This window comes from Flagellimonas profundi (assembly GCF_017313275.1).
Taxonomy (GTDB): Bacteria; Bacteroidota; Bacteroidia; order Flavobacteriales; family Flavobacteriaceae; genus Flagellimonas; species Flagellimonas profundi.
This window is the reverse complement of record NZ_JAFLNM010000002.1, coordinates 525,473-544,363: the sequence shown is the minus strand read 5'-3', so window position 1 is coordinate 544,363 and position 18,891 is coordinate 525,473. Positions and strand designations below refer to the sequence as shown.

The window sequence follows — 18,891 nt, the reverse complement described above, 5'->3', positions numbered from 1 at the left end:
TTTATTTAGTTCAAGTTTCTCCGTTGGATGAAGAATCGTTTCAGAAGTTCCGCAGCCTCTTTTTCCATTACTCCGCCCACCAATTTGGTTTTAGGGTGCAAATGTCCCCCCATCACACTAAATCCGCGCTCTAGGTCAGCGGCTCCATACACCACTTTCGAGATTTGGCTCCAATACAATGCTCCTGCACACATTTGACAAGGTTCCAGAGTAACGTACAACGTGCAGCCCTGAAGGTATTTCCCGCCCAAAAAGTTCGATGCCGCCGTAATTGCCTGCATTTCGGCATGTGCCGTAACATCTTTTAACCGTTCGGTAAGGTTGTGGGCCCTTCCAATTATTCTGTTGTCCACCACAACAACGGCACCAACAGGAACTTCACCATTTTCATAGGCGATTTCGGCCTCTTGCAGGGCCTTCTTCATAAAATAATTGTCATCAAAAGGGTTCTCCACAATTATTATGTGATTTTTCAACAGATTGCTAAGCTACACATAAAATAATTTTAGGGAGAATCGATACTTTTGTTTTTTATTCATTGGAAAGACTGTTGACACATATCGAATCCCCCGAGGACCTCAAAAAATTGACCTTGGACGAGTTACCCAAACTTGCCCAAGAATTGAGGGAATTCATCATTGACATTGTTTCGACCAAAGAGGGGCATTTAGGTGCCAGTTTGGGGGTTGTGGAACTCACCATAGCCCTGCACTATGTGTTCAACACACCTGTTGACAAACTTATTTGGGATGTGGGACACCAAGCCTACGGACACAAAATCTTGACCGGCCGCAAAGAAATTTTTGAAACCAACCGCCAATTGGGCGGCATAAGTGGCTTTCCCAAACGAAGCGAGAGCAAGTACGACGATTTTGGAACAGGGCACAGCTCTACCTCCATTTCTGCGATACTCGGCATGGCAATGGCTTCCAAACTTAAAGGTGACTTTAAAAAACAGCATATTGCCGTTGTGGGCGATGCCTCAATTGCCAGCGGAATGGCCTTTGAAGGACTCAACCATTTGGGAGTGACCCAGGTAAATGCACTTATTGTTCTTAACGACAATGCCATTGGGATTGACCCCAGTGTTGGGGCCTTAAAAAAGTATCTTACCAACGTAAAGGCAGGTACCGCCAAGGACGAAAATATTTTTGAATGCCTCAACCTCAACTATACAGGCCCTATTGATGGACACGATGTGAAAGCTTTGGTTGCGGAATTGGAACGTTTGAAACACGTTGACGGTCCAAAATTGCTCCATATCATCACTACAAAAGGGAAAGGGCTAAAACAGGCAGAGGAAGACCAAGTGGTGTACCATGCCCCTGGAAAGTTTGATAAAATCACAGGGGAGCGCTTGAAGAAATCCGGGCAATTGCAACCACCCAAATATCAAGATGTGTTTGGGCATACCATTGTGGAATTGGCTCAAAAAAATGAAAAAATTGTTGGGATCACCCCGGCCATGCCCAGTGGAAGCTCCCTAAAATTTATGATGGACCAAATGCCCGACAGAGCATTTGATGTGGGCATTGCCGAGCAGCATGCCGTAACATTGGCAGCGGGTATGGCCACCCAAGGTTTGGTGCCTTTTTGCAATATTTACTCCACTTTTTTACAAAGGGCCTATGATCAGGTGATACATGATGTCGCCCTACAAAAGCTTCCCGTTATTTTTTGTTTGGACAGGGCTGGTTTGGTGGGACAGGATGGCCCAACACATCATGGTGTTTTTGATATGGCCTTCTTACGTTGTATTCCCAACCTCATCGTTTTTGCCCCAATGAACGAAATGGAACTTCGGAATATAATGTACACCGCGCAATTAGGTCTGGACAAACCCATTGCGATAAGATATCCCAGAGGACGAGGTGCCACCATAGACTGGAAAAATGACTTTGAGCCGATTGAGATAGGTAAAGCAAGATGTTTGAAAAAAGGATCGAAAATCGCCATACTCACCATAGGACATATGGGTAATGGCATTTCCAAACTTATTGAAAGCTTGGATACCCCTGAAGCCGTAGGGCTTTACGATATGCGTTTTGTAAAACCTTTGGACGAGGATCTTCTTCGTACCATTTTTAATTCCTACCAACACATCGTAACCGTTGAGGATGGTGCAAAAATGGGTGGTTTTGGTTCAGCAGTGCTTGAATTTGCCAATGAAGAAAGACTAACAAAACCCATTAAAATTTTCGGTGTTCCCGATCAATTTGTGGAGCAGGGAACCATACCTGAAACCCACAAACTGGCTGGTATGGATTTTGATACGATACATTCTTACATACAATCAACCTTAGACCAATGCGAATAAATTGTTTTTTAATTCTATTCCTTACTGTTTTTCTTTCTGCCAATGCACAGATAACCCGTTTAAAGGTTTTTGAACCAGACAGTACTGATTCTGGGTTTAAAATTGTTCGTATCAAGGATGTTAAACTAAGATACTTGACCAGGAGTGCCAAGCTCACCGACCCCCGTACCGTTTTAAATAGGGTAAAGCCATTGCGCATTTGGTACAATCGGTTCCATCCCACATCATTTTGGAAAAAAGTCAACAAATTCGGACTTAACATAAGCGAAGTTTCCTTTGTGAACTGGAATGCAGGGGGCGATAACTCCGTGTCGGCACTTGCAAGTGCAGATTTTGCCCGAAACTACAAATTCCGATACTTAAGTTGGAACAATGAGGCACAACTTCGGTACGGTCTCAATGCACAAGAGGGTAGAAAACTTCGGAAAACGGACGACCAAATCCGATTGTCCACCACACTCAGTTTCAGAAAGGACACCATTACCAACTGGTACTATTCCGTAAAGGCCAATATAAGAACCCAGTTTTCCAATGGTTATAAATATCCTGATCGGGAAACACCGATTTCCAGATTTATGGCCCCTGGGTATTTGTTTGTCGGTGTCGGTACATCCTATATTCCACCCAAGGACCAATTCAACCTTTATATTTCACCTGCCACTATGAAATCTACCTTTGTGTTGGATGAGGCGCTCTCCAACCAAGGCGCTTTTGGTGTCGAGAAAGGGAAAAACCTCTTTTTGGAACTTGGTTTCCTGATTACCAATACCTGGGATACCCAAATTGCCAATAATGTCCAGATGAGTCATCGGCTCAATCTTTATACCGATTATCTCCAAAGTTTTGGAAACATAGATGTGGATTGGGAGTTGAACTTTAATCTCAAGGTAAACGAATATCTAAATGCCAACATCGGCACTCATATCATCTATGATGATGACATTAAGTTTGATGAAGAAATTGCGCAGGACGGTACCGTAATCAACCCGGGAGTGGCAAAAATCCAGTTTAAACAACTACTGGGGGTTGGATTGCTCTATTCTTTTTAGATGTTACGTCCTGTTAGTTTATCGTGGATATGTACCGCTGCACTATCGGACAAACTGGCCACAAAACAACTCGTATCCAATAATATTTTATAAAGCGATGCACCCGTGTTCCGGTAATTTTCAGGCAAGCTTTTAATAAGCAATCGATCATAATTGGTATCGTTTCCCTCCTTCACATTGATCAGGGCAGTGGTGTACATATCCAATAAGTCAGATATGATTCGGTAGCCCGCCAATTCCTTATCGATTACTTCGGTGGATTGGTAAATTTTCTCCACGCTCAATTTAATGATGTCTTCCACCTGTGCGGTATACTTGCCTTTGTCCAACAACGATACATTGAACTCGCCTTTTAGGATTTTGGCTTCGTTCTTCACAAAAACATCGACCGCATCCCCTATCAAAGTACTGATGGCAAGTGCCCTCAAATAACTCAATCGGTCACTTGAGGTAGTCATGGCATTGTACTTTTTGGTATTGATGTTATCCTTCACCAGATTGATAAGATATTCCAAAGCATATTCCTCGGGAATCAACCCTAAATTGATTCCATCTTCAAAATCAATGATGGTGTAGCAAATATCATCTGCTGCCTCCACCAAATAGGTCAATGGATGTCTCAAAAACCCGGTTTCTGGATGGGTCGGGTTGGGCAGTAAACCAATTTCTTCCACGAGTTCATAAAAAAACTCCTTTTCAGATTGAAAAAAGCCAAATTTTTTATCGACAATATTTTTGGACGGTTTCTTGGGCAATGATCCTTTTGGATATTTGATAAAAGCGCCCAAAGTGGCATAACTCAACCGTAAGCCGCCCGGAACCCCTTCCCTGGATTCGGTCAAAAGTTTAAACCCATTGGCATTGCCTTCAAAGTCGATAAGGTCTTGGTATTCCTCTGGCGTTAATGCATCTTCGTAGAATTTCCCTTTGCCCTGTTTAAAATAATTGCCAATAGCCTTTTCCCCACTGTGTCCGAATGGAGGGTTCCCAATGTCGTGGGCCAACGCCGCAGCGGCCACAATAGCTCCAAAATCATTAAAATGGTGTCCGTGGACCTCGGACAAAAATGGGTATTTGGTCAAAATCTGTTGCCCGGCAATTCGCCCAAGGCTTCTTCCCACAACCGACACCTCCATACTATGCGTCAATCGCGTATGCACAAAGTTCTTTTGTGAACCTACGGCAATGGGCATGGGAAATACTTGGGTTTTATCCTGTAAACTTCTAAAAGCCGACGAAAAAACAATTCGGTCGTAGTCCACCTCGAACCCTAGTCGGGTCTCATTTTGTTCCTTTCGTAGTCGTTTTCCTGTATCTCCGTGTCGTTTTAAAGAGAGTAACTGCTCCCAGTTCATTGGCCATTGATTTGTAGCGAAGATATATCAAAAGATGAACCTATGTCCAACACATGGAAAATATTGATATTTTTGGGGCCGTATTTGGTAACATTTTGTTAACCTTATTGCGGATTTATAATGGCATTTTTGTCATATTTCTGAAAGAATGGGGGAGAATATTTACATTTTCATGGTTGTGGCGCTCGGCATATTGGCCATAACCGATTTGGTAGTGGGCGTTAGCAACGATGCCGTTAACTTTTTGAACTCGGCCATTGGTTCCAAAGCGATTTCTTTTAGGACCATCATGATCGTTGCCAGTGTCGGTATTGCTTTCGGTGCCATGTCTTCTAGTGGAATGATGGAAGTTGCCAGAAAAGGAATCTTTAACCCCGGCGAGTTCGTTTTCGAGGAAATCATGTTCATTTTTATGGCCGTGATGATCACCGACATTCTCCTACTGGATTTTTTCAACACCTTGGGAATGCCTACTTCTACCACGGTATCCATTGTTTTTGAGCTGTTGGGTGCTTCCGTGGCCATTTCCCTCATCAAAATAGCCGATACGCAAGGTGGTTTTTCAGATTTGGCCACCTACATCAATACCGACAAGGCCGCTGAAATTATATTTGGAATACTCCTCTCCGTTTTCATAGCATTTTCCATTGGTGCCTTGGTGCAATTTATCTCCAGGGCATTGATTTCCTTTAAATTTCAAAATAGATCCAAATGGGTCGAGTCTGTTTTTGGCGGTCTGGCCATAACAGCCATAGTTTATTTTATATTGGTGAAAGGACTTAAAAGTGCCGCTCTTTTTGATGGTGTGCTTTCGGAGTTTGTTGCAACCCAGCCTTTGGCTTTTTTAGCTGGTAATTTTGTGTTCTGGACCATGGGTTCATTTATTGTGGCCAACCTATTAAAATGGAATATTTATAGAATAGTTATTGGTTTTGGAACCTTTGCCTTGGCCATGGCCTTTGCAGGTAACGACTTGGTCAACTTTATCGGAGTGCCAATCGCCGCACTTCAATCCTATCAGGACTGGCAAGCTTCCGGTATAGCTCCCGGGGAGTTTAATATGAGGGGATTGGCGGCCGCTGTACAAACACCAACCATGCTATTGTTGCTTTCCGGAGCGGTCATGGTGATTACACTTTGGTTTTCATCAAAAGCGAAAGGAGTAGTAAAAACGAGTGTCGATTTGGCGAGACAAGACGAAGGCGACGAGCGCTTCCAGCCTAATTATCTGTCCAGACAAATTGTAAAGTTCAGTATTGTTGCCTTTGAGAATATTTCGAAAATTGTTCCGCCATCCATTCAGTCCAGAATAGATAAGCAGTTTGTTTTACCACAGACCTACGTGCCCAAAAGCAAAACACAGGAACAACCTGCATTTGACCTGGTCAGGGCTTCTGTAAACCTTATGGTGGCGAGCGTGCTTATCTCCATTGCCACTTCTATGAAACTACCGTTGTCCACCACTTACGTAACCTTTATGGTGGCCATGGGTACTTCTCTGGCCGATAGGGCCTGGGGAGCGGAAAGTGCGGTGTACCGTGTAGCAGGGGTGCTTAATGTTATAGGTGGATGGTTCTTTACCGCTCTTAGTGCGTTTGTTGCTGCAGCTTTAATCGCATATTTGTTGTTTGTCGGAAAGTTCGTGTCACTGGTGTTGATGTTGATTGCCGCAGCTGCCATTTTGCTTCGCAATTATATCTCCCACAACAAAAAAACCAAGGAAATTAAGGCAGAGGATAGCCTAAGAAGAGCCGAAAGCAGTTCCATTCAAGGTGTTATCGAGGAAACTGCCGCCAACATTGCCAATGTGGTTAAGCGTAGTAACCGTATTTACTCCAATTCTATGCAAGGATTATCCAAGCACGATCTTGATTTCTTGAAAAAGAATAAGAAGCAGAGTAAAAAATTGGCCAATGAAATCGAAGGATTGCGAAACGATACGTTCTACTTCATCAAAAATTTGGATGAAGCCCATGTAGGTGCCAGTAACTTTTACATCAACGTTATGGGACACTTAACGGACATGTCCCAGTCCTTGGAATATATTGGTAAGGTGAGCTACAACCATGTGAACAACAATCACAAAAAATTAAAGTATAACCAGATCAAAGAGCTCAAAGAAATCGATGTCGCTTTGGAAAATGTGTTCAACAGCACCCAAAAAGCTTTTGAAGACCGTTCTTTTGAGCAAATTGGTACGGTTCTAAATTCCAAAGAGAAGCTTTACGAGATGGTTTCGCAGAAAATCAATCAGCAGGTTTCCAGAACCAGGACCGAGGAATCCAGTCCAAAGAACACCACCCTCTATTTCTCCCTATTATTGGAAAGCAAGGATTTGATCACAGCCATGATGAACCTTTTGGAGCAGTATTATGCGGAGCATGACAGTTCCATAACTCCAGCTACCATCGAAAAGAAATAAAAAGCGGTATCTTTCCTATCAACTTAATTAATTTGATATGAAACGATATTGTTTAGCTTTCTTAACCCTCGGGTTATTTTCCGTTGTTGCTGGTAATGCGCAGTCGCTTTCTGCGGAAGAGGTATTGGAGAAAGCCATTGCTTATCATGATCCCAATAGCAATTGGGCAAGTTTGAACACTACTTTTAAAGTAGTTATGGAAACCCCAAGCCGTCCAAAACGTACAAGTCTTATTGGACTGGATTTTCCTCAGCAAAAATTTACTTTGGACGTTGAACAGGATGGCAGTTCATACGCCTATTCTTTTGATGAAGATTCTTGTGAAATTCGCTTGAATGGAAGTACGGACTTTTCGCAAGATGAAGCTGAAGAATTCAGGTTGAACTGCGAGCGTGGTCAATTCATGAAAGACTACTATACCTACTTGTACGGTCTTCCCATGAAATTAAAAGACCCCGGCACCCATTTGAACCCCGAAGTCCAAAAAAGGACATTTAAAAACAAGGAATATTTGGTGCTGAACGTCACCTATGATTCAGAGGTAGGCACCGATGAATGGTATTTTTATTTTGACCCCACTACCTACGCCATGGAAGTTTATCAGTTTTACCATGATGAGAGCAAAAATGATGGTGAATACATTCTTTTGAAAGGCCTGGAGGAAATCAACGGGATAAAAATGCCAAAGACCAGGGCTTGGTATGTTAACAAGGATGATAAATACTTGGGGACAGATACATTGGAAAAAATTTAAAATTAATGAGAACAGCAATTCTATCGCTATCCATTCTTTTACTTTCTAACACCAACATATTTTCACAAACCAAAGAAAAAGAATGGATGTTGGGACCATTTAAGCGTCCAGATAATGCTCGACCGATCTTACAAAAAGATGGTGCATCTACCTTTACCGATCCCATAACCAATAAAACAGTTCACTGGGAATCCATGGCCACTTTTAATCCTGCTGCAATTGTAAAAGGTGACTCCATCTATGTTCTCTACCGTGCCGAAGAAAAATTGGGAGAGAAAGAAATCGGTGGGCACCGTTCACGGATTGGTATGGCCACTTCTTCCGATGGGCTCACTTATAACAGATGGCCAGCACCCGTTTTTTACCCACAAAACGACAATCAAAAAACCAACGAATGGCCGGGCGGAGTTGAAGACCCAAGGATAGTTGAAACCGAAGATGGGCTTTATGTGTTGACCTATACCCAATGGAACAGAAAAGTACCCAATCTAGCTGTTGCCACATCAAAAGACTTAGTGAATTGGGAGAAACACGGCCCCGTTTTTCAAAACTATAAAAACGGCATTTATCACGAAAAGGAGAGCAAATCGGGTGCCATCGTTACCGAACTACAGCATGGAAAATTAGTAGCTGCCAAAATCAATGGCAAATATTGGATGTACTACGGTGTACCCCACGTTTGGTTGGCTTCTTCAACGAATTTAATAGATTGGGAACCTGTAGAGACTTATGAAGGTAAGTTAGCTCCAGTTTTAAGCCCTAGACCAGGCTATTTTGATTCTTGGCTAGTGGAGGCCGGTCCACCACCATTGCTCACCAGTAATGGTATTGTAATGCTTTATAACGCAGGGAATTCACAAAACATTGGGGTGAAAGATCTGGGCAATAGAATTTATACCGGCGGACAGGCTCTTTTTGACGTCAATGAACCATGGAAACTTTTGGACCGAACCAATGAACCATTCATCAAACCGGAACTGCCTTTTGAAAAATCGGGACAATACAAAGACGGAACAACCTTTGTGGAAGGACTTGTTATGTTCAATGGAACATGGTATTTGTATTATGGAACTGCCGATAGTATGGTGGGTGTGGTCACTACAAAAGAATAGCCTTACCTGTAAAAGTTCATTTCATCCATGTACTTCCATACAGCATGTGGGAGCAACGGGCGCACATTTTTACCCGCTTTGTGCGACTTACGAATAAAGGTCGATGAGATTTCCATGATGGGCGCATCAACTTTTGTGATTTTTGAGTGCCCCTTAAATTGATGCTCTATCTCACCGTGAGAAATCCTGGGATACACATAAATGGAATGGAGTTCTAAAATGGCCTCATAATTTTTCCATTTATGGAAACTTTTTAAATTGTCTTCTCCCATAATAAGGGAAAATTGATGGTCTTCACCATATTTATCATCCAAGTGGGCAAGTGTATCGGAGGTGTAATTCGGTTGGGGCAAATCAAATTCGATTTTACAGGGTTGTAGCTTGGGATAGTCCTGCACGGCCTCGAACACCATTTGATAGCGATGGTTGTTATCTAAAAGTGATTGCTTTACTTTAAATGGACTTTGTGGCGTTATAACGAACCAAACCTCATCCAAATCGGAATACTCCACCAAATGGTTGGCAATTACCAAATGGCCGATATGTATGGGGTTAAAGGTTCCAAAAAAGAGCCCTACCTTTTTCATACCTAATCTTCTTTTGGGGGTATTTCCGCTCCCACGAAATCAGCGACCAATTTATGCGCCTCGTCCAGGGCGACATCAAGGTCATAGTTTTTGATGATTTTATCAAACTGGGGGGCGGTGGCAAGTTCCACGGATGCCTTGGCAATCCTCATGTTGATTTTATCGTCGCTTTCCGTGCTCCGTTTCTTCAGTCTGATTTTAAGTTCATCAACACTTGGGGGCTTTACGAACACGGCCAAGGTTTTTTCCGGAAACTTTTTTTTGATTCGTAATCCACCTGAAACATCAATGTCAAAAATTACGTTTTTACCTTCTGCCCAGAGTCGTTCCACTTCACTTTTAAGGGTCCCGTAAAAGTTATCTCGGTATACTTCCTCCCACTCTAAAAAATCACCTTCTTTAATGTGTCTTTTAAATTGGGAAACGGACATAAAATAATAGTTGACCCCATTCTTTTCCTTTCCTCTACGCGGACGGGATGTGGCAGAAATGGAAAAAGCCAGGTTCAATTCAGGCTGATTCAGCAGATGCTTCACGATTGTGGTTTTACCACTGCCCGAAGGTGCCGAGAAAATAATAAGTTTACCGCCTTCTGTCATAACACATTGAGCATTTGTTCCTTTATCTTTTCCAGTTCATCTTTCATCTGGACCACCAACTGCTGCATTGGGGCGTAATTGGCCTTGGAACCGATGGTATTGATCTCCCTTCCGATTTCTTGCGAAATAAACCCAAGTTTTTTTCCATTGGAATCATCTGAATTCAAAGTAGTTTCAAAATATTTTAAGTGGTTGGCCAAGCGGACCTTTTCCTCGGTGATGTCATATTTCTCCAGATAGTAGATCAGTTCTTGTTCAAACCTATTGGCATCCAGTTCCACCTTAAGGTCGGCCACTGCTTTCTCCAATCGCTCCCGGACCGTTGCTAAGCGTTCTGGGTCCATAGCCTTAACGGCTTCCAATAATTCGTTAAGGTTTTTAAGCCTTGCCACAAAATCCTTCTCCAACACCTTTCCTTCTTCATTTCGGAATTCCACTATTTTGGAAAGTGCCTCGTCCATGGCCTGTTTTATTGCATTGTATTCCTCCTCATCAATGTCGTCCTTATCGGTTTTGAGGGTATCGGGCATCCGCAGGGCCATTTCCAATAATTTTATATCGTCGCCTTTGGCTATATCGGCCAATTGGTCCATATAGTTTCTCACCACCCCTTTGTTCACCTCAGCGGTGGTTTCCTCTCCGGTAATTTCAACGTACAGACTAAAATCCACCTTGCCCCTGTTCAAGGCACTAGCGATCATTTTACGTAGTTCCAGTTCCTTTTCCCGGTAAAATTGGGGAAGTCTGGCATTGATGTCCAGGTTTTTACTGTTGAGCGATTTCAACTCAATGGTGATTTTCTTGGAAGGAAGCTGCACTACATGCTTCCCAAAGCCTGTCATGGATTGAATCATATACCTATGATAAATTTTGTCAAAGGTAACCAAAATAGGTTTTTGGCCCTTTTAGTGGATTTCTATTTTAAGATTGGGTTAAGGGAGCTAATCCAGCTCCCTTACCCAAATATTCCTATAACTTACCCTGCTGTTATCGCCGTGGTCCTGAAGTCTTAACGGTCCCTTACCATGTGGTGGGTTTTTGGGCCATCCGATATATGGAGTGGTTCCCTTGATCTCCACATGATCCTGAATCAAAACGCCATTGTGGATCACCGTCAACGTACCGGATTTCACTTTTTGGCCCTTTTCGAACTCGGGTGCATGGTAGATAATATCGTAAGTGTTCCATTCACCAGTGGGCACCGAAGCCATTGCCAAGGGCACATGTTGTTTGTAAATGGAGCCTACTTGCCCGTTTACATAGGTGTCGTTGTCGTTGTTGTCCAATACCTGGACCTCATAAAGGTTGTTTAAAAACACTCCGCTATTGCCCCGGTTTTGACCATCACGCTGCACTTCAGCGGGCGATTTCCACTCAATGTGAAGCTGTACACTTCCAAAATTTTGTTTAGTCTGAATATCGCCGGTCCTATCATTTACGGTCATGCTCCCATCTTCATTTAAAATCCATTTTGCCGCAGTACTATCTCGGGAACTTATCCATTTATCCAAAGAGGTGCCATCAAAAAGTACAATGGCATCACTGGGAGGGGCTCCATTTTCCCCTGGGGTAACTTTAGGGGGAACGGGCTTATAAAATTCCGTTTCCTCGGGGGTTGTCGGTTCTACCTCTTGTGCGGTGATAAATCCGGCAACAAGTAGGGACAAAACCAATAGTCTGTTTGTTAATCTTGACATACTACAATGCTTTAATTTTAATATTTCTGAAGGCTACCATGTTCCCATGATCTTGTAGTCCTATTTTACCTGTTTTAAAAGCGGCAAAATCTTCCCAATCTGCAAATTTTGAATTGGCGACCAACTCTTCCCATTCTGGTCCTTGAACCGGGAACTCTACTATCTTTACACCATTCAAAATTACGTGGCCTTCATTGGTTTTATGATTTATCATTAACTCAACTGAGTTCCATTCTCCTGCTGGCTTAACTACATTTTCCGACGGAGAGACCATATCGTACAAAGCACCGGCCAAGCGATCGGTACCATTCTGTGCATCTGGATGTCTCTCATCATCCAATACCTGTATTTCTGGTCCGGTAAGGTAGGGTTCTCCATATTTCTCATCTTCTTTTACTCCCCAAAAGAAACCACTGTTGCCACCTTCGGCAATCTTCCAATCCATGGTAAGCACAAAATCGGTAAACTCTTGGTCGGTCACCAAATTATAATTGGCGCCCTCTGGTCTTTCCTCCGGTGGGTAAAGCACCATTGCCCCATCTTCCAACTTCCATGGCTCGGTTACTTCACCACCATTGTACATGTGCCAACCATCAAAGCTTGTTCCGTCGAATAACGTGACCCAATCGGATTCTTTTTCCTTTGTTGCCTCAACTGTCTCTTCCATTTCCTCCTGGCTTTCTTTTGGTTTATCCTTACAGGCAAAAACAAGAGCAAGTGCTACAAACCATATTGATTTTCTCATAGTCCCAATATATTTTTAAGTTTTTGTTCATCTATATCTCCGCCAGCAAAGTCATCAAAGGTCTTTGTGGTTGCCTCTATAATGTGGTCCTTGATAAATTTGGCCCCTTCCCTTGCCCCTTGTTCTGGACTTTTTATGCAGCATTCCCATTCCATTACGGCCCAAACATCGCAACCGTATTGGGTCAATTTTGAGAAAATGGTCTTGAAATCGATTTGTCCATCTCCAAGGGAACGGTATCTTCCAGCCCTGTCTCCCCAATCGTTATATCCTCCAAAGGCACCTTTTTTTCCTGTTGGGTTAAATTCAGAATCCTTTACATGGAACGATTTGATGAACTCATGATAAAAATCGATGTATTCGATGTAATCCAATTGCTGTAATACAAAGTGACTTGGATCGTACAAAATGTTGACCCTTTTGTGGTTTCCTGTTGCTTCCAAGAAACGTTCAAAAGTATCTCCATCGTGAAGGTCTTCCCCTGGGTGAATCTCGTAACAGACATCCACACCTTCTTCATCAAAATGATCAAGGATGGGCATCCATCTTTTTGCCAGCTCCTCAAAACCCATTTCCACTAAACCGTCCGGCCTTTGCGGCCAAGGGTGCATAGTATGCCACAAAAGTGAACCGGAGAAGGTTGCATGTGCCTTTAGACCTAATCTTCGACTGGCCGTAGCCGCCTTTTTTACTTGGTCCACTGCCCATTTGGTCCGTTCTTTCGGTTTTCCTTTTAAAGCATCTGGCGCAAAATTATCGAACATAATATCGTAAGCCGGATGCACCGCTACCAATTGGCCTTGTAAGTGCGTGGACAGTTCGGTAATCTCCAAACCGTACGAATTGATTTTCCCTTTTAGTTCGTCGCAGTAATCTTGACTTTCTGCAGCTTTGTCCAAATCTATCAGGAACGATTCCGTTGTTGGAATCTGGATACCCTTATAGCCCAAATCAGCGGCCCATTTACATATTCCATCCAAAGAATTGAACGGAGGCTCACTGTCCACAAATTGTGCTAGGAATACTGCTGGTCCTTTTATTGTTTTCATTGAATTTAATTTTTAGGAATTAGGAAATCCCAAATAAATTGGGATTTATCTTCTATATTTAAGAAAAAAACTATGCTATTTTTAAGTCTCATGTGGTAAGAGATAAATATAGGGATTCATTAACAATTAAAACAACATTAAAGTGATTGAAACCAAAGTTTATGATGCTATTGTTGTAGGTACAGGAATAAGTGGTGGTTGGGCAGCCAAGGAACTATGCGAAAATGGCCTCAACGTTCTAGTATTGGAACGCGGTCCCATGGTAAAGCATGTTGAAGACTACAAAACCATGAACGACGACCCTTGGGATTATCCTTTTAAAGGGGAACTTACCCGAGATGACAAAGAAAAATACCATAAGCAACTCAGAGTGGGATGGGCTCCAAAAGATGATGTAAAGCACTTTTTTGTAAACGATTTGGAACATCCGTATCAAGAAACCAAACGATTTGATTGGATTCGAGGCTACCAAGTTGGTGGGCGATCCTTAACCTGGGGGCGTCAAAGTTACCGATGGAGCGACCTTGATTTTGAAGCCAACAAGAAAGAAGGCATTGCAGTGGATTGGCCTGTTCGCTATAAAGATATAGCTCCGTGGTACGACAAAGTGGAATCCTATATTGGTGTTAGCGGTCAAGCTTTAGGACTTAAACAACTGCCCGATGGTAAGTTTCAGCCGCCTATGGAGTTGAATTGTGTTGAAAAAGATTTACAGGCGTCCTTAGGAAATTTTAAGGATGGGCGTTTGCTCACCATTGGAAGAGTAGCCCATATTACTGAAAACACAACGGATATTGAAGGTCGCGGACCTTGCCAATATCGTAATCGTTGTTGGAGAGGATGCCCCTTTGGAGGCTATTTTAGCAGTAACTCCTCTACCCTTCCCGCTGCGGAACGAACCGGAAATATGACATTAAGGCCAAACTCCATCGTTTATGAAATCTCTTATGATGAAAATAGTAAAAAAGCAGCCGGGGTAAACATAATCGATGCCGAGACCCATGAAAAAATAGCATATAAAAGCAAAATTGTATTTCTCTGTGCTTCGGCAATGGCCTCTGTTGGGATCTTATTACAATCCAAATCGAAGGAGTTCCCCAATGGTATGGGAAACAATCACGATCAATTGGGGCGGAACATCATGGACCATCACTATCAATTAGGGGCTTCTGCCAAAGTTAATGGGCATTTGGACAAATACTATAAAGGAAGAAGACCGAACGGTTTTTACATTCCGAGATTTGTCAACCTTGATGAGAAAACAAAGCGAACGGATTTTTTACGTGGTTTTGGCTTTCAAGGCGGGGCAAGTAGGGGCAGTTGGTCCGAAACGGTTGCTGAACTTGGACATGGGGCCGCCTATAAAGAGGCGATTTTAAAACCTGGTGGATGGGAAATAGGCATGACCGGTTTTGGCGAAATGTTGCCGCATCATGATAATCGGGTTACCTTGAGCAAGGACAAAAAAGATCAATGGGGACTTCCACAATTGGATTTTGATGTCGAGTTCAAGGAAAACGAATATAAAATGCGTGAAGCCATAAAAGAGGAAGCTGCTGCCATGCTAAAAGCTGCTGGTTTTACAGATGTCCATACATACGATACCGAGACGGGCCCTGGACTTGGCATACACGAAATGGGAGGTGCACGCATGGGACACGACCCAAAAACTTCCGTATTGAACAAGCACAATCAATTGCACTCGGTTCCCAATGTTTATGTAACCGATGGTGCTTTTATGACCTCTGCCAGTTGCGTAAATCCATCTCTAACCTATATGGCCTTTACCGCAAGGGCAGCAAATCATGCCGCTGAACAATTCAAACAACATAAATTTTCTTAAAACCTGCTTATGGAAAATGCTTCTGCCCGAAATCTGTGGGGCGATTTTTTGGATGCCCATTTAGAGTTTGCTTCCGAAGATGCGCCCAAGGTCATTCATTTTTGTGATAATGAAAAAGATGCCGATTTATGTGCCGATTTGATATGCAAAGAAACCAAAAGAGCTACCAGCCACTCTTTGCAAGGGCTGCAACTACGTAATGAGGCCTTGCCCAAAATTGGAGATTTCCATGTGGTCACCGATTGGAATGGAAATGCTAAATGCATCATCCGAACGACCAGGGTAAAACTGCTGCCCTATTTCAGCATTCGTGAGGAGCATGCGCGTTTAGAAGGTGAGGGCGATAAAAGCCTTGATCATTGGAAAAAAACACATTGGGATTACTATACCCGAGAACTTGCGGAGTTTGGCAAAACTCCCAAGGAAAGTATGATCGTGGTTTTTGAGGAGTTTGAGATGCTCTACAAAAAATAATGGCCGCCAGTAGGCAGCCATCATTCCTGTTTTTTGGGTTTCCTATTAATCCATGTCTACCCAAATATTACCTTGTTTATGGGAAGCTACGGTATTCTCAATAAAATTGAGGCCCCTAACCCCATCTTTCATGGTTGGGAATTCCCCGCTGTTGTATTCCTCTTTGCGGATAGCCTTGGCAACCCCTAGGTAAATGTTGGCCATGGCATCAAATATACCTTCTGGGTGTCCTGGCGGTAATTTTGTACCGTCCAAAGACAATTTGGAATTGTATTCGTGTCCTGGTTTATATACCTGTAATGGTTCGGGATCGTTCAATTTGTATAAATAATTAGGGTTTTCCTGTTCCCATTTTAATCCTCCTTTTTGACCGTAAATAGCAATGGACAGGTTGTTTTCTTCCCCTGTTGCCACTTGACTGGCCCTAATTACGCCTTTAACGTTCTTGTCCATACGGATAAGGGCCGTGCCGTCCATATCCATCTGGTTGTCATCATAGAGATAATTAAAGTCGCATAATAGGGACTGTACCTGCAACCCAGTTGTGTACTCGACCATATTGAATGCATGGACACCAATATCTCCCATGCAAGAACTTATTCCCGCTTTTTTAGGGTCCAATCTCCAAACGGTGCCACGCTTTTCCTTGTCGTGGATAATCGGATTCATCCAGCCTTGATAGTATTGCGCATCAACTTTATGAACTTTGCCAATAACACCTTCTTTTATCATTTCACGCATTTGCCTAACCATGGGGTAACCTGTATAGGTGTGGGTTACGGCGAATACGGTTCCCGCTTTTTCCAAGGTTTCCTGCAACACTTTGGCCTCCTCATATGTTGTGGTCATCGGTTTTTCGCAGATGACGTTGAAACCGTTCTCCAATAACTTTTTCGCCATTGGAAAGTGAAGAAAGTTTGGTGTAAGGATTGAGCAAACTTGGATACGTTCATCTTCGGGCAACTTCATTTCTTCCTCGACAAGCGTATCAAAATCTTTGTAAATTCTATTTGTGGGAATGTCTATTTCCTTGGCAAACTGCATGTTGTCCTCAAAATTAGGGTTGAATACAGCTCCTACGATTTCATAATTGTCATTAATGAAAGAGGCCACTCTGTGCAACACCCCAATAAGAGAATCGCCTCCTCCTCCAAGAATTCCAAGTCTAATCTTTTTAGGCATTTTTCTTTATGATTTATATTCTACTTTTTCGTTTTTAAATATTAATGCGAACAACACGAATACTACCGCTGCAAATCCTGCAGGATACATCCAAATGGTTTCCCATGCATGTGCTCCATCATCCATTGTTAGCGAATCTGTTATTTGTCCTGCAATCCAGAAACCGATAAGCATACCAACACCATAAGTTGCCAAAGTAATCAGTCCCTGTGCGGCACTTTTGTACTTTTCCCCTGCTTTTGTGTCCGTATAGATCTGTCCGGAAACAAAGAAGAAATCGTAGCAGATTCCGTGCAATGCGATACCAATGATCAACATAAAGGATAGTTCGTCCGCATTACCATAAGCGAACAATACGTAACGTACTGTCCAAGCCAACATTCCCACCAAAATGGTTTTTTTGAATCCGAATTTGGTAAAAAAGAATGGCAGTGCAAGAATAAACAATGCTTCCGATACTTGACCGATAGCCATTTTGCCCGTTGGATTGGGAAGTCCTATTTCAGCTAAGAACGGATTGGCATTCTGATAATAGAAAGCCAATGGTATGCAGATCAAAACCGAAGAAATAAAGAAAACCAAGAAGTTTTTATCCTTCAATAGTTTAAGGGCGTCCAAGCCCAACACATCCGAAATGGCAACTTTTTCACTTTTGTCCACTTTTGGAGGGGTCTTTGGCAATGTAAAACTGAAAACCCCCAAAATTGCCGAGGCAATCCCTGCCATCAAAAATGTATTTTTAAGCAATCCCGCTTCCAAGGCCTCTGGTGAGTCCCAGACAAACAGATAACTTATCACCAATCCAGCAATAATCCACCCGATGGTACCAAAAACCCGAATGTTGGAAAACTCCTTTGCCGGGTCTTTCATTTGATTAAAAGAAATGGAGTTGACCAGAGCCAATGTAGGCATATACAAGATCATGTAACCCAACACATACGGATAGAAGGCCACAAAATCTGTTGATTGATACATTTGGTACATTAAAAATGCACCTATCAAGTGCAGCACACCCAAGATTCGTTCAGCATTAAAATATCTGTCGGCTATCAATCCAATAATAAAGGGTGCAATAATTGCCCCCCACGACTGTGTTGAAAATGCCATTGATGATTGTCCTGCCGTAGCTTCAAGATTGTTACCCAGAAAAGTCCCCAAGGTAACAAACCAACCGCCCCAGATAAAAAATTCCAGGAACATCATAAAGGACAGTTGAAATTTGGTTTTAATATTCATGTTAAGTATTTAGTTAGTAGTTATCGTTTGTAATGTATGTAATCCAAAGGTTTTGGCTCAACTCCAGAGTTCCTCAATTCCATCATAATCTGTCCTCTGTGATGAGTGGAATGATTAACTATATGAAAAAGTATATCCTTTAGCACACTTGAATAATTCTTTCCCTCACTGTTTGTATACTCCACTCGTTTTTCAAAAGTATCCGTATTGGAAACAATTTCAAAAGATGTACGTTGGTTTTCGTAATGGATATCTTCCCATTGATCAATATTGTGTTTGTCCCAAACACCAAACTCCGTGGGCGTACCCAAAATTCTATGGTTCCAAATATGATGGGCATTGAGCATGTGACTAAAAAGTCTAATGCAGTTGCCCGGAACATGGTCCAGACCACTGCATTGTTGCATGATTTTTTTATTACAGTAATAATTGTAATCGAAGAGTTGTTGCAAAAATCCCTTCATCGGCCC

At 42.5% G+C, this 18,891-nt stretch carries 18 protein-coding genes; 7 read left to right on the top strand and 11 right to left on the bottom strand.

What is annotated here, in order from left to right:
• Positions 1 to 5: 5 nt before the first annotated feature.
• Positions 6 to 455 (bottom strand): nucleoside deaminase, encoded by a 450-nt coding sequence (locus tag J0654_RS11415; protein ID WP_207029062.1) that lies wholly within the window; start codon positions 453 to 455, stop codon positions 6 to 8.
• A gap of 83 nt (positions 456 to 538) precedes the next feature.
• On the opposite strand from J0654_RS11415, the gene dxs reads away from it, so the two are divergent.
• Positions 539 to 2,317 carry a 1-deoxy-D-xylulose-5-phosphate synthase gene (gene dxs, locus J0654_RS11410; protein ID WP_207029048.1) on the top strand — a complete coding sequence of 593 codons (1,779 nt, stop codon included), beginning with the start codon at positions 539 to 541 and terminating at the stop codon, positions 2,315 to 2,317.
• Positions 2,308 to 3,366: a DUF3078 domain-containing protein gene (locus J0654_RS11405; protein WP_207029046.1), complete on the top strand. Its 1,059-nt coding sequence runs from the start codon at positions 2,308 to 2,310 to the stop codon at positions 3,364 to 3,366. Before dxs ends, J0654_RS11405 begins: the two co-directional genes overlap by 10 nt.
• Here J0654_RS11405 and dgt read toward each other — a convergent pair.
• Positions 3,363 to 4,721: a dGTP triphosphohydrolase gene (gene dgt, locus J0654_RS11400; protein ID WP_207029044.1), complete on the bottom strand. Its 1,359-nt coding sequence runs from the start codon at positions 4,719 to 4,721 to the stop codon at positions 3,363 to 3,365. The genes J0654_RS11405 and dgt overlap by 4 nt on opposite strands.
• A gap of 148 nt (positions 4,722 to 4,869) precedes the next feature.
• Between dgt and J0654_RS11395 the strand changes: the two genes are divergently transcribed.
• Genes J0654_RS11395 through J0654_RS11385 form a run of 3 tightly spaced genes read left to right on the top strand, consistent with a single transcriptional unit; the run spans position 4,870 to position 9,009 of the window.
• Positions 4,870 to 7,143, top strand: a complete 2,274-nt coding sequence (locus J0654_RS11395; RefSeq protein ID WP_207029042.1) for an inorganic phosphate transporter — start codon at positions 4,870 to 4,872, stop codon at positions 7,141 to 7,143.
• 37 nt (positions 7,144 to 7,180) lie between these two features.
• Positions 7,181 to 7,897 (top strand): DUF6503 family protein, encoded by a 717-nt coding sequence (locus J0654_RS11390; RefSeq protein ID WP_207029040.1) that lies wholly within the window; start codon positions 7,181 to 7,183, stop codon positions 7,895 to 7,897.
• Between the two features lie 5 nt (positions 7,898 to 7,902).
• Entirely contained in the window at positions 7,903 to 9,009 is a 1,107-nt protein-coding gene (locus tag J0654_RS11385; protein ID WP_207029038.1) for a glycoside hydrolase family 130 protein, read from the top strand.
• A 2-nt stretch (positions 9,010 to 9,011) separates the two neighbouring features.
• Here the strand turns inward: J0654_RS11385 and nadD are convergent, their stop codons facing one another.
• The 6 genes from nadD to J0654_RS11355 form a co-directional block, all read right to left on the bottom strand.
• A complete protein-coding gene (nadD, locus tag J0654_RS11380) occupies positions 9,012 to 9,596 on the bottom strand; it encodes a nicotinate (nicotinamide) nucleotide adenylyltransferase (RefSeq protein ID WP_207029036.1) in 585 nt (194 codons plus the stop codon).
• Between the two features lie 2 nt (positions 9,597 to 9,598).
• Complete coding sequence (gmk, locus tag J0654_RS11375; RefSeq protein ID WP_207029035.1) at positions 9,599 to 10,195, bottom strand: guanylate kinase; 597 nt, start codon at positions 10,193 to 10,195, stop codon at positions 9,599 to 9,601.
• Positions 10,192 to 11,049: a YicC/YloC family endoribonuclease gene (locus tag J0654_RS11370; RefSeq protein ID WP_207029032.1), complete on the bottom strand. Its 858-nt coding sequence runs from the start codon at positions 11,047 to 11,049 to the stop codon at positions 10,192 to 10,194. Before J0654_RS11370 ends, gmk begins: the two co-directional genes overlap by 4 nt.
• 87 nt (positions 11,050 to 11,136) lie before the next feature.
• Positions 11,137 to 11,892: a 3-keto-disaccharide hydrolase gene (locus tag J0654_RS11365; protein WP_207029030.1), complete on the bottom strand. Its 756-nt coding sequence runs from the start codon at positions 11,890 to 11,892 to the stop codon at positions 11,137 to 11,139.
• A 1-nt stretch (position 11,893) separates the two neighbouring features.
• Entirely contained in the window at positions 11,894 to 12,637 is a 744-nt protein-coding gene (locus J0654_RS11360) for a 3-keto-disaccharide hydrolase (protein WP_207029028.1), read from the bottom strand.
• Entirely contained in the window at positions 12,634 to 13,686 is a 1,053-nt protein-coding gene (locus J0654_RS11355; protein WP_207029026.1) for a sugar phosphate isomerase/epimerase family protein, read from the bottom strand. The genes J0654_RS11360 and J0654_RS11355 overlap by 4 nt, the downstream gene beginning before the upstream one ends.
• A gap of 142 nt (positions 13,687 to 13,828) precedes the next feature.
• On the opposite strand from J0654_RS11355, the gene J0654_RS11350 reads away from it, so the two are divergent.
• Both J0654_RS11350 and J0654_RS11345 read left to right on the top strand, forming a co-directional pair.
• Positions 13,829 to 15,529 carry a GMC oxidoreductase gene (locus tag J0654_RS11350; protein WP_207029024.1) on the top strand — a complete coding sequence of 567 codons (1,701 nt, stop codon included), beginning with the start codon at positions 13,829 to 13,831 and terminating at the stop codon, positions 15,527 to 15,529.
• Between the two features lie 9 nt (positions 15,530 to 15,538).
• Positions 15,539 to 16,003 carry an ASCH domain-containing protein gene (locus tag J0654_RS11345; protein ID WP_207029022.1) on the top strand — a complete coding sequence of 155 codons (465 nt, stop codon included), beginning with the start codon at positions 15,539 to 15,541 and terminating at the stop codon, positions 16,001 to 16,003.
• 45 nt (positions 16,004 to 16,048) lie between these two features.
• Here the strand turns inward: J0654_RS11345 and J0654_RS11340 are convergent, their stop codons facing one another.
• From J0654_RS11340 to J0654_RS11330, 3 genes are read right to left on the bottom strand one after another with little or no spacing between them, the layout of a single operon-like run.
• Positions 16,049 to 17,185, bottom strand: coding sequence for a Gfo/Idh/MocA family protein (locus tag J0654_RS11340; protein ID WP_207029020.1), 1,137 nt, complete (start codon positions 17,183 to 17,185; stop codon positions 16,049 to 16,051).
• Positions 17,186 to 17,191: 6 nt separating this feature from the next.
• The gene (locus J0654_RS11335; protein WP_207029019.1) at positions 17,192 to 18,421 is read right to left on the bottom strand and encodes a nucleoside permease; all 1,230 of its coding nucleotides are present in this window, start codon (positions 18,419 to 18,421) and stop codon (positions 17,192 to 17,194) included.
• A gap of 20 nt (positions 18,422 to 18,441) precedes the next feature.
• Entirely contained in the window at positions 18,442 to 18,885 is a 444-nt protein-coding gene (locus tag J0654_RS11330; RefSeq protein WP_207029017.1) for a DinB family protein, read from the bottom strand.
• Positions 18,886 to 18,891: the final 6 nt, after the last annotated feature.

Bases quoted from the DNA above. Each gene is read 5' to 3' on its own strand.
- gmk (WP_207029035.1), bottom strand. From the start codon at position 10,195: ATGACAGAAGGCGGTAAACTTATTATTTTCTCGGCACCTTCGGGCAGT.
- J0654_RS11370 (WP_207029032.1), bottom strand. From the start codon at position 11,049: ATGATTCAATCCATGACAGGCTTTGGGAAGCATGTAGTGCAGCTTCCT.
- J0654_RS11335 (WP_207029019.1), bottom strand. From the start codon at position 18,421: ATGAATATTAAAACCAAATTTCAACTGTCCTTTATGATGTTCCTGGAA.
- J0654_RS11345 (WP_207029022.1), top strand. From the start codon at position 15,539: ATGGAAAATGCTTCTGCCCGAAATCTGTGGGGCGATTTTTTGGATGCC.
- J0654_RS11395 (WP_207029042.1), top strand. From the start codon at position 4,870: ATGGGGGAGAATATTTACATTTTCATGGTTGTGGCGCTCGGCATATTG.
- J0654_RS11355 (WP_207029026.1), bottom strand. From the start codon at position 13,686: ATGAAAACAATAAAAGGACCAGCAGTATTCCTAGCACAATTTGTGGAC.
- J0654_RS11390 (WP_207029040.1), top strand. From the start codon at position 7,181: ATGAAACGATATTGTTTAGCTTTCTTAACCCTCGGGTTATTTTCCGTT.
- J0654_RS11330 (WP_207029017.1), bottom strand. From the start codon at position 18,885: ATGAAGGGATTTTTGCAACAACTCTTCGATTACAATTATTACTGTAAT.
- J0654_RS11365 (WP_207029030.1), bottom strand. From the start codon at position 11,892: ATGTCAAGATTAACAAACAGACTATTGGTTTTGTCCCTACTTGTTGCC.
- J0654_RS11340 (WP_207029020.1), bottom strand. From the start codon at position 17,185: ATGCCTAAAAAGATTAGACTTGGAATTCTTGGAGGAGGAGGCGATTCT.
- J0654_RS11385 (WP_207029038.1), top strand. From the start codon at position 7,903: ATGAGAACAGCAATTCTATCGCTATCCATTCTTTTACTTTCTAACACC.
- J0654_RS11405 (WP_207029046.1), top strand. From the start codon at position 2,308: ATGCGAATAAATTGTTTTTTAATTCTATTCCTTACTGTTTTTCTTTCT.
- dgt (WP_207029044.1), bottom strand. From the start codon at position 4,721: ATGAACTGGGAGCAGTTACTCTCTTTAAAACGACACGGAGATACAGGA.
- nadD (WP_207029036.1), bottom strand. From the start codon at position 9,596: ATGAAAAAGGTAGGGCTCTTTTTTGGAACCTTTAACCCCATACATATC.
- J0654_RS11360 (WP_207029028.1), bottom strand. From the start codon at position 12,637: ATGAGAAAATCAATATGGTTTGTAGCACTTGCTCTTGTTTTTGCCTGT.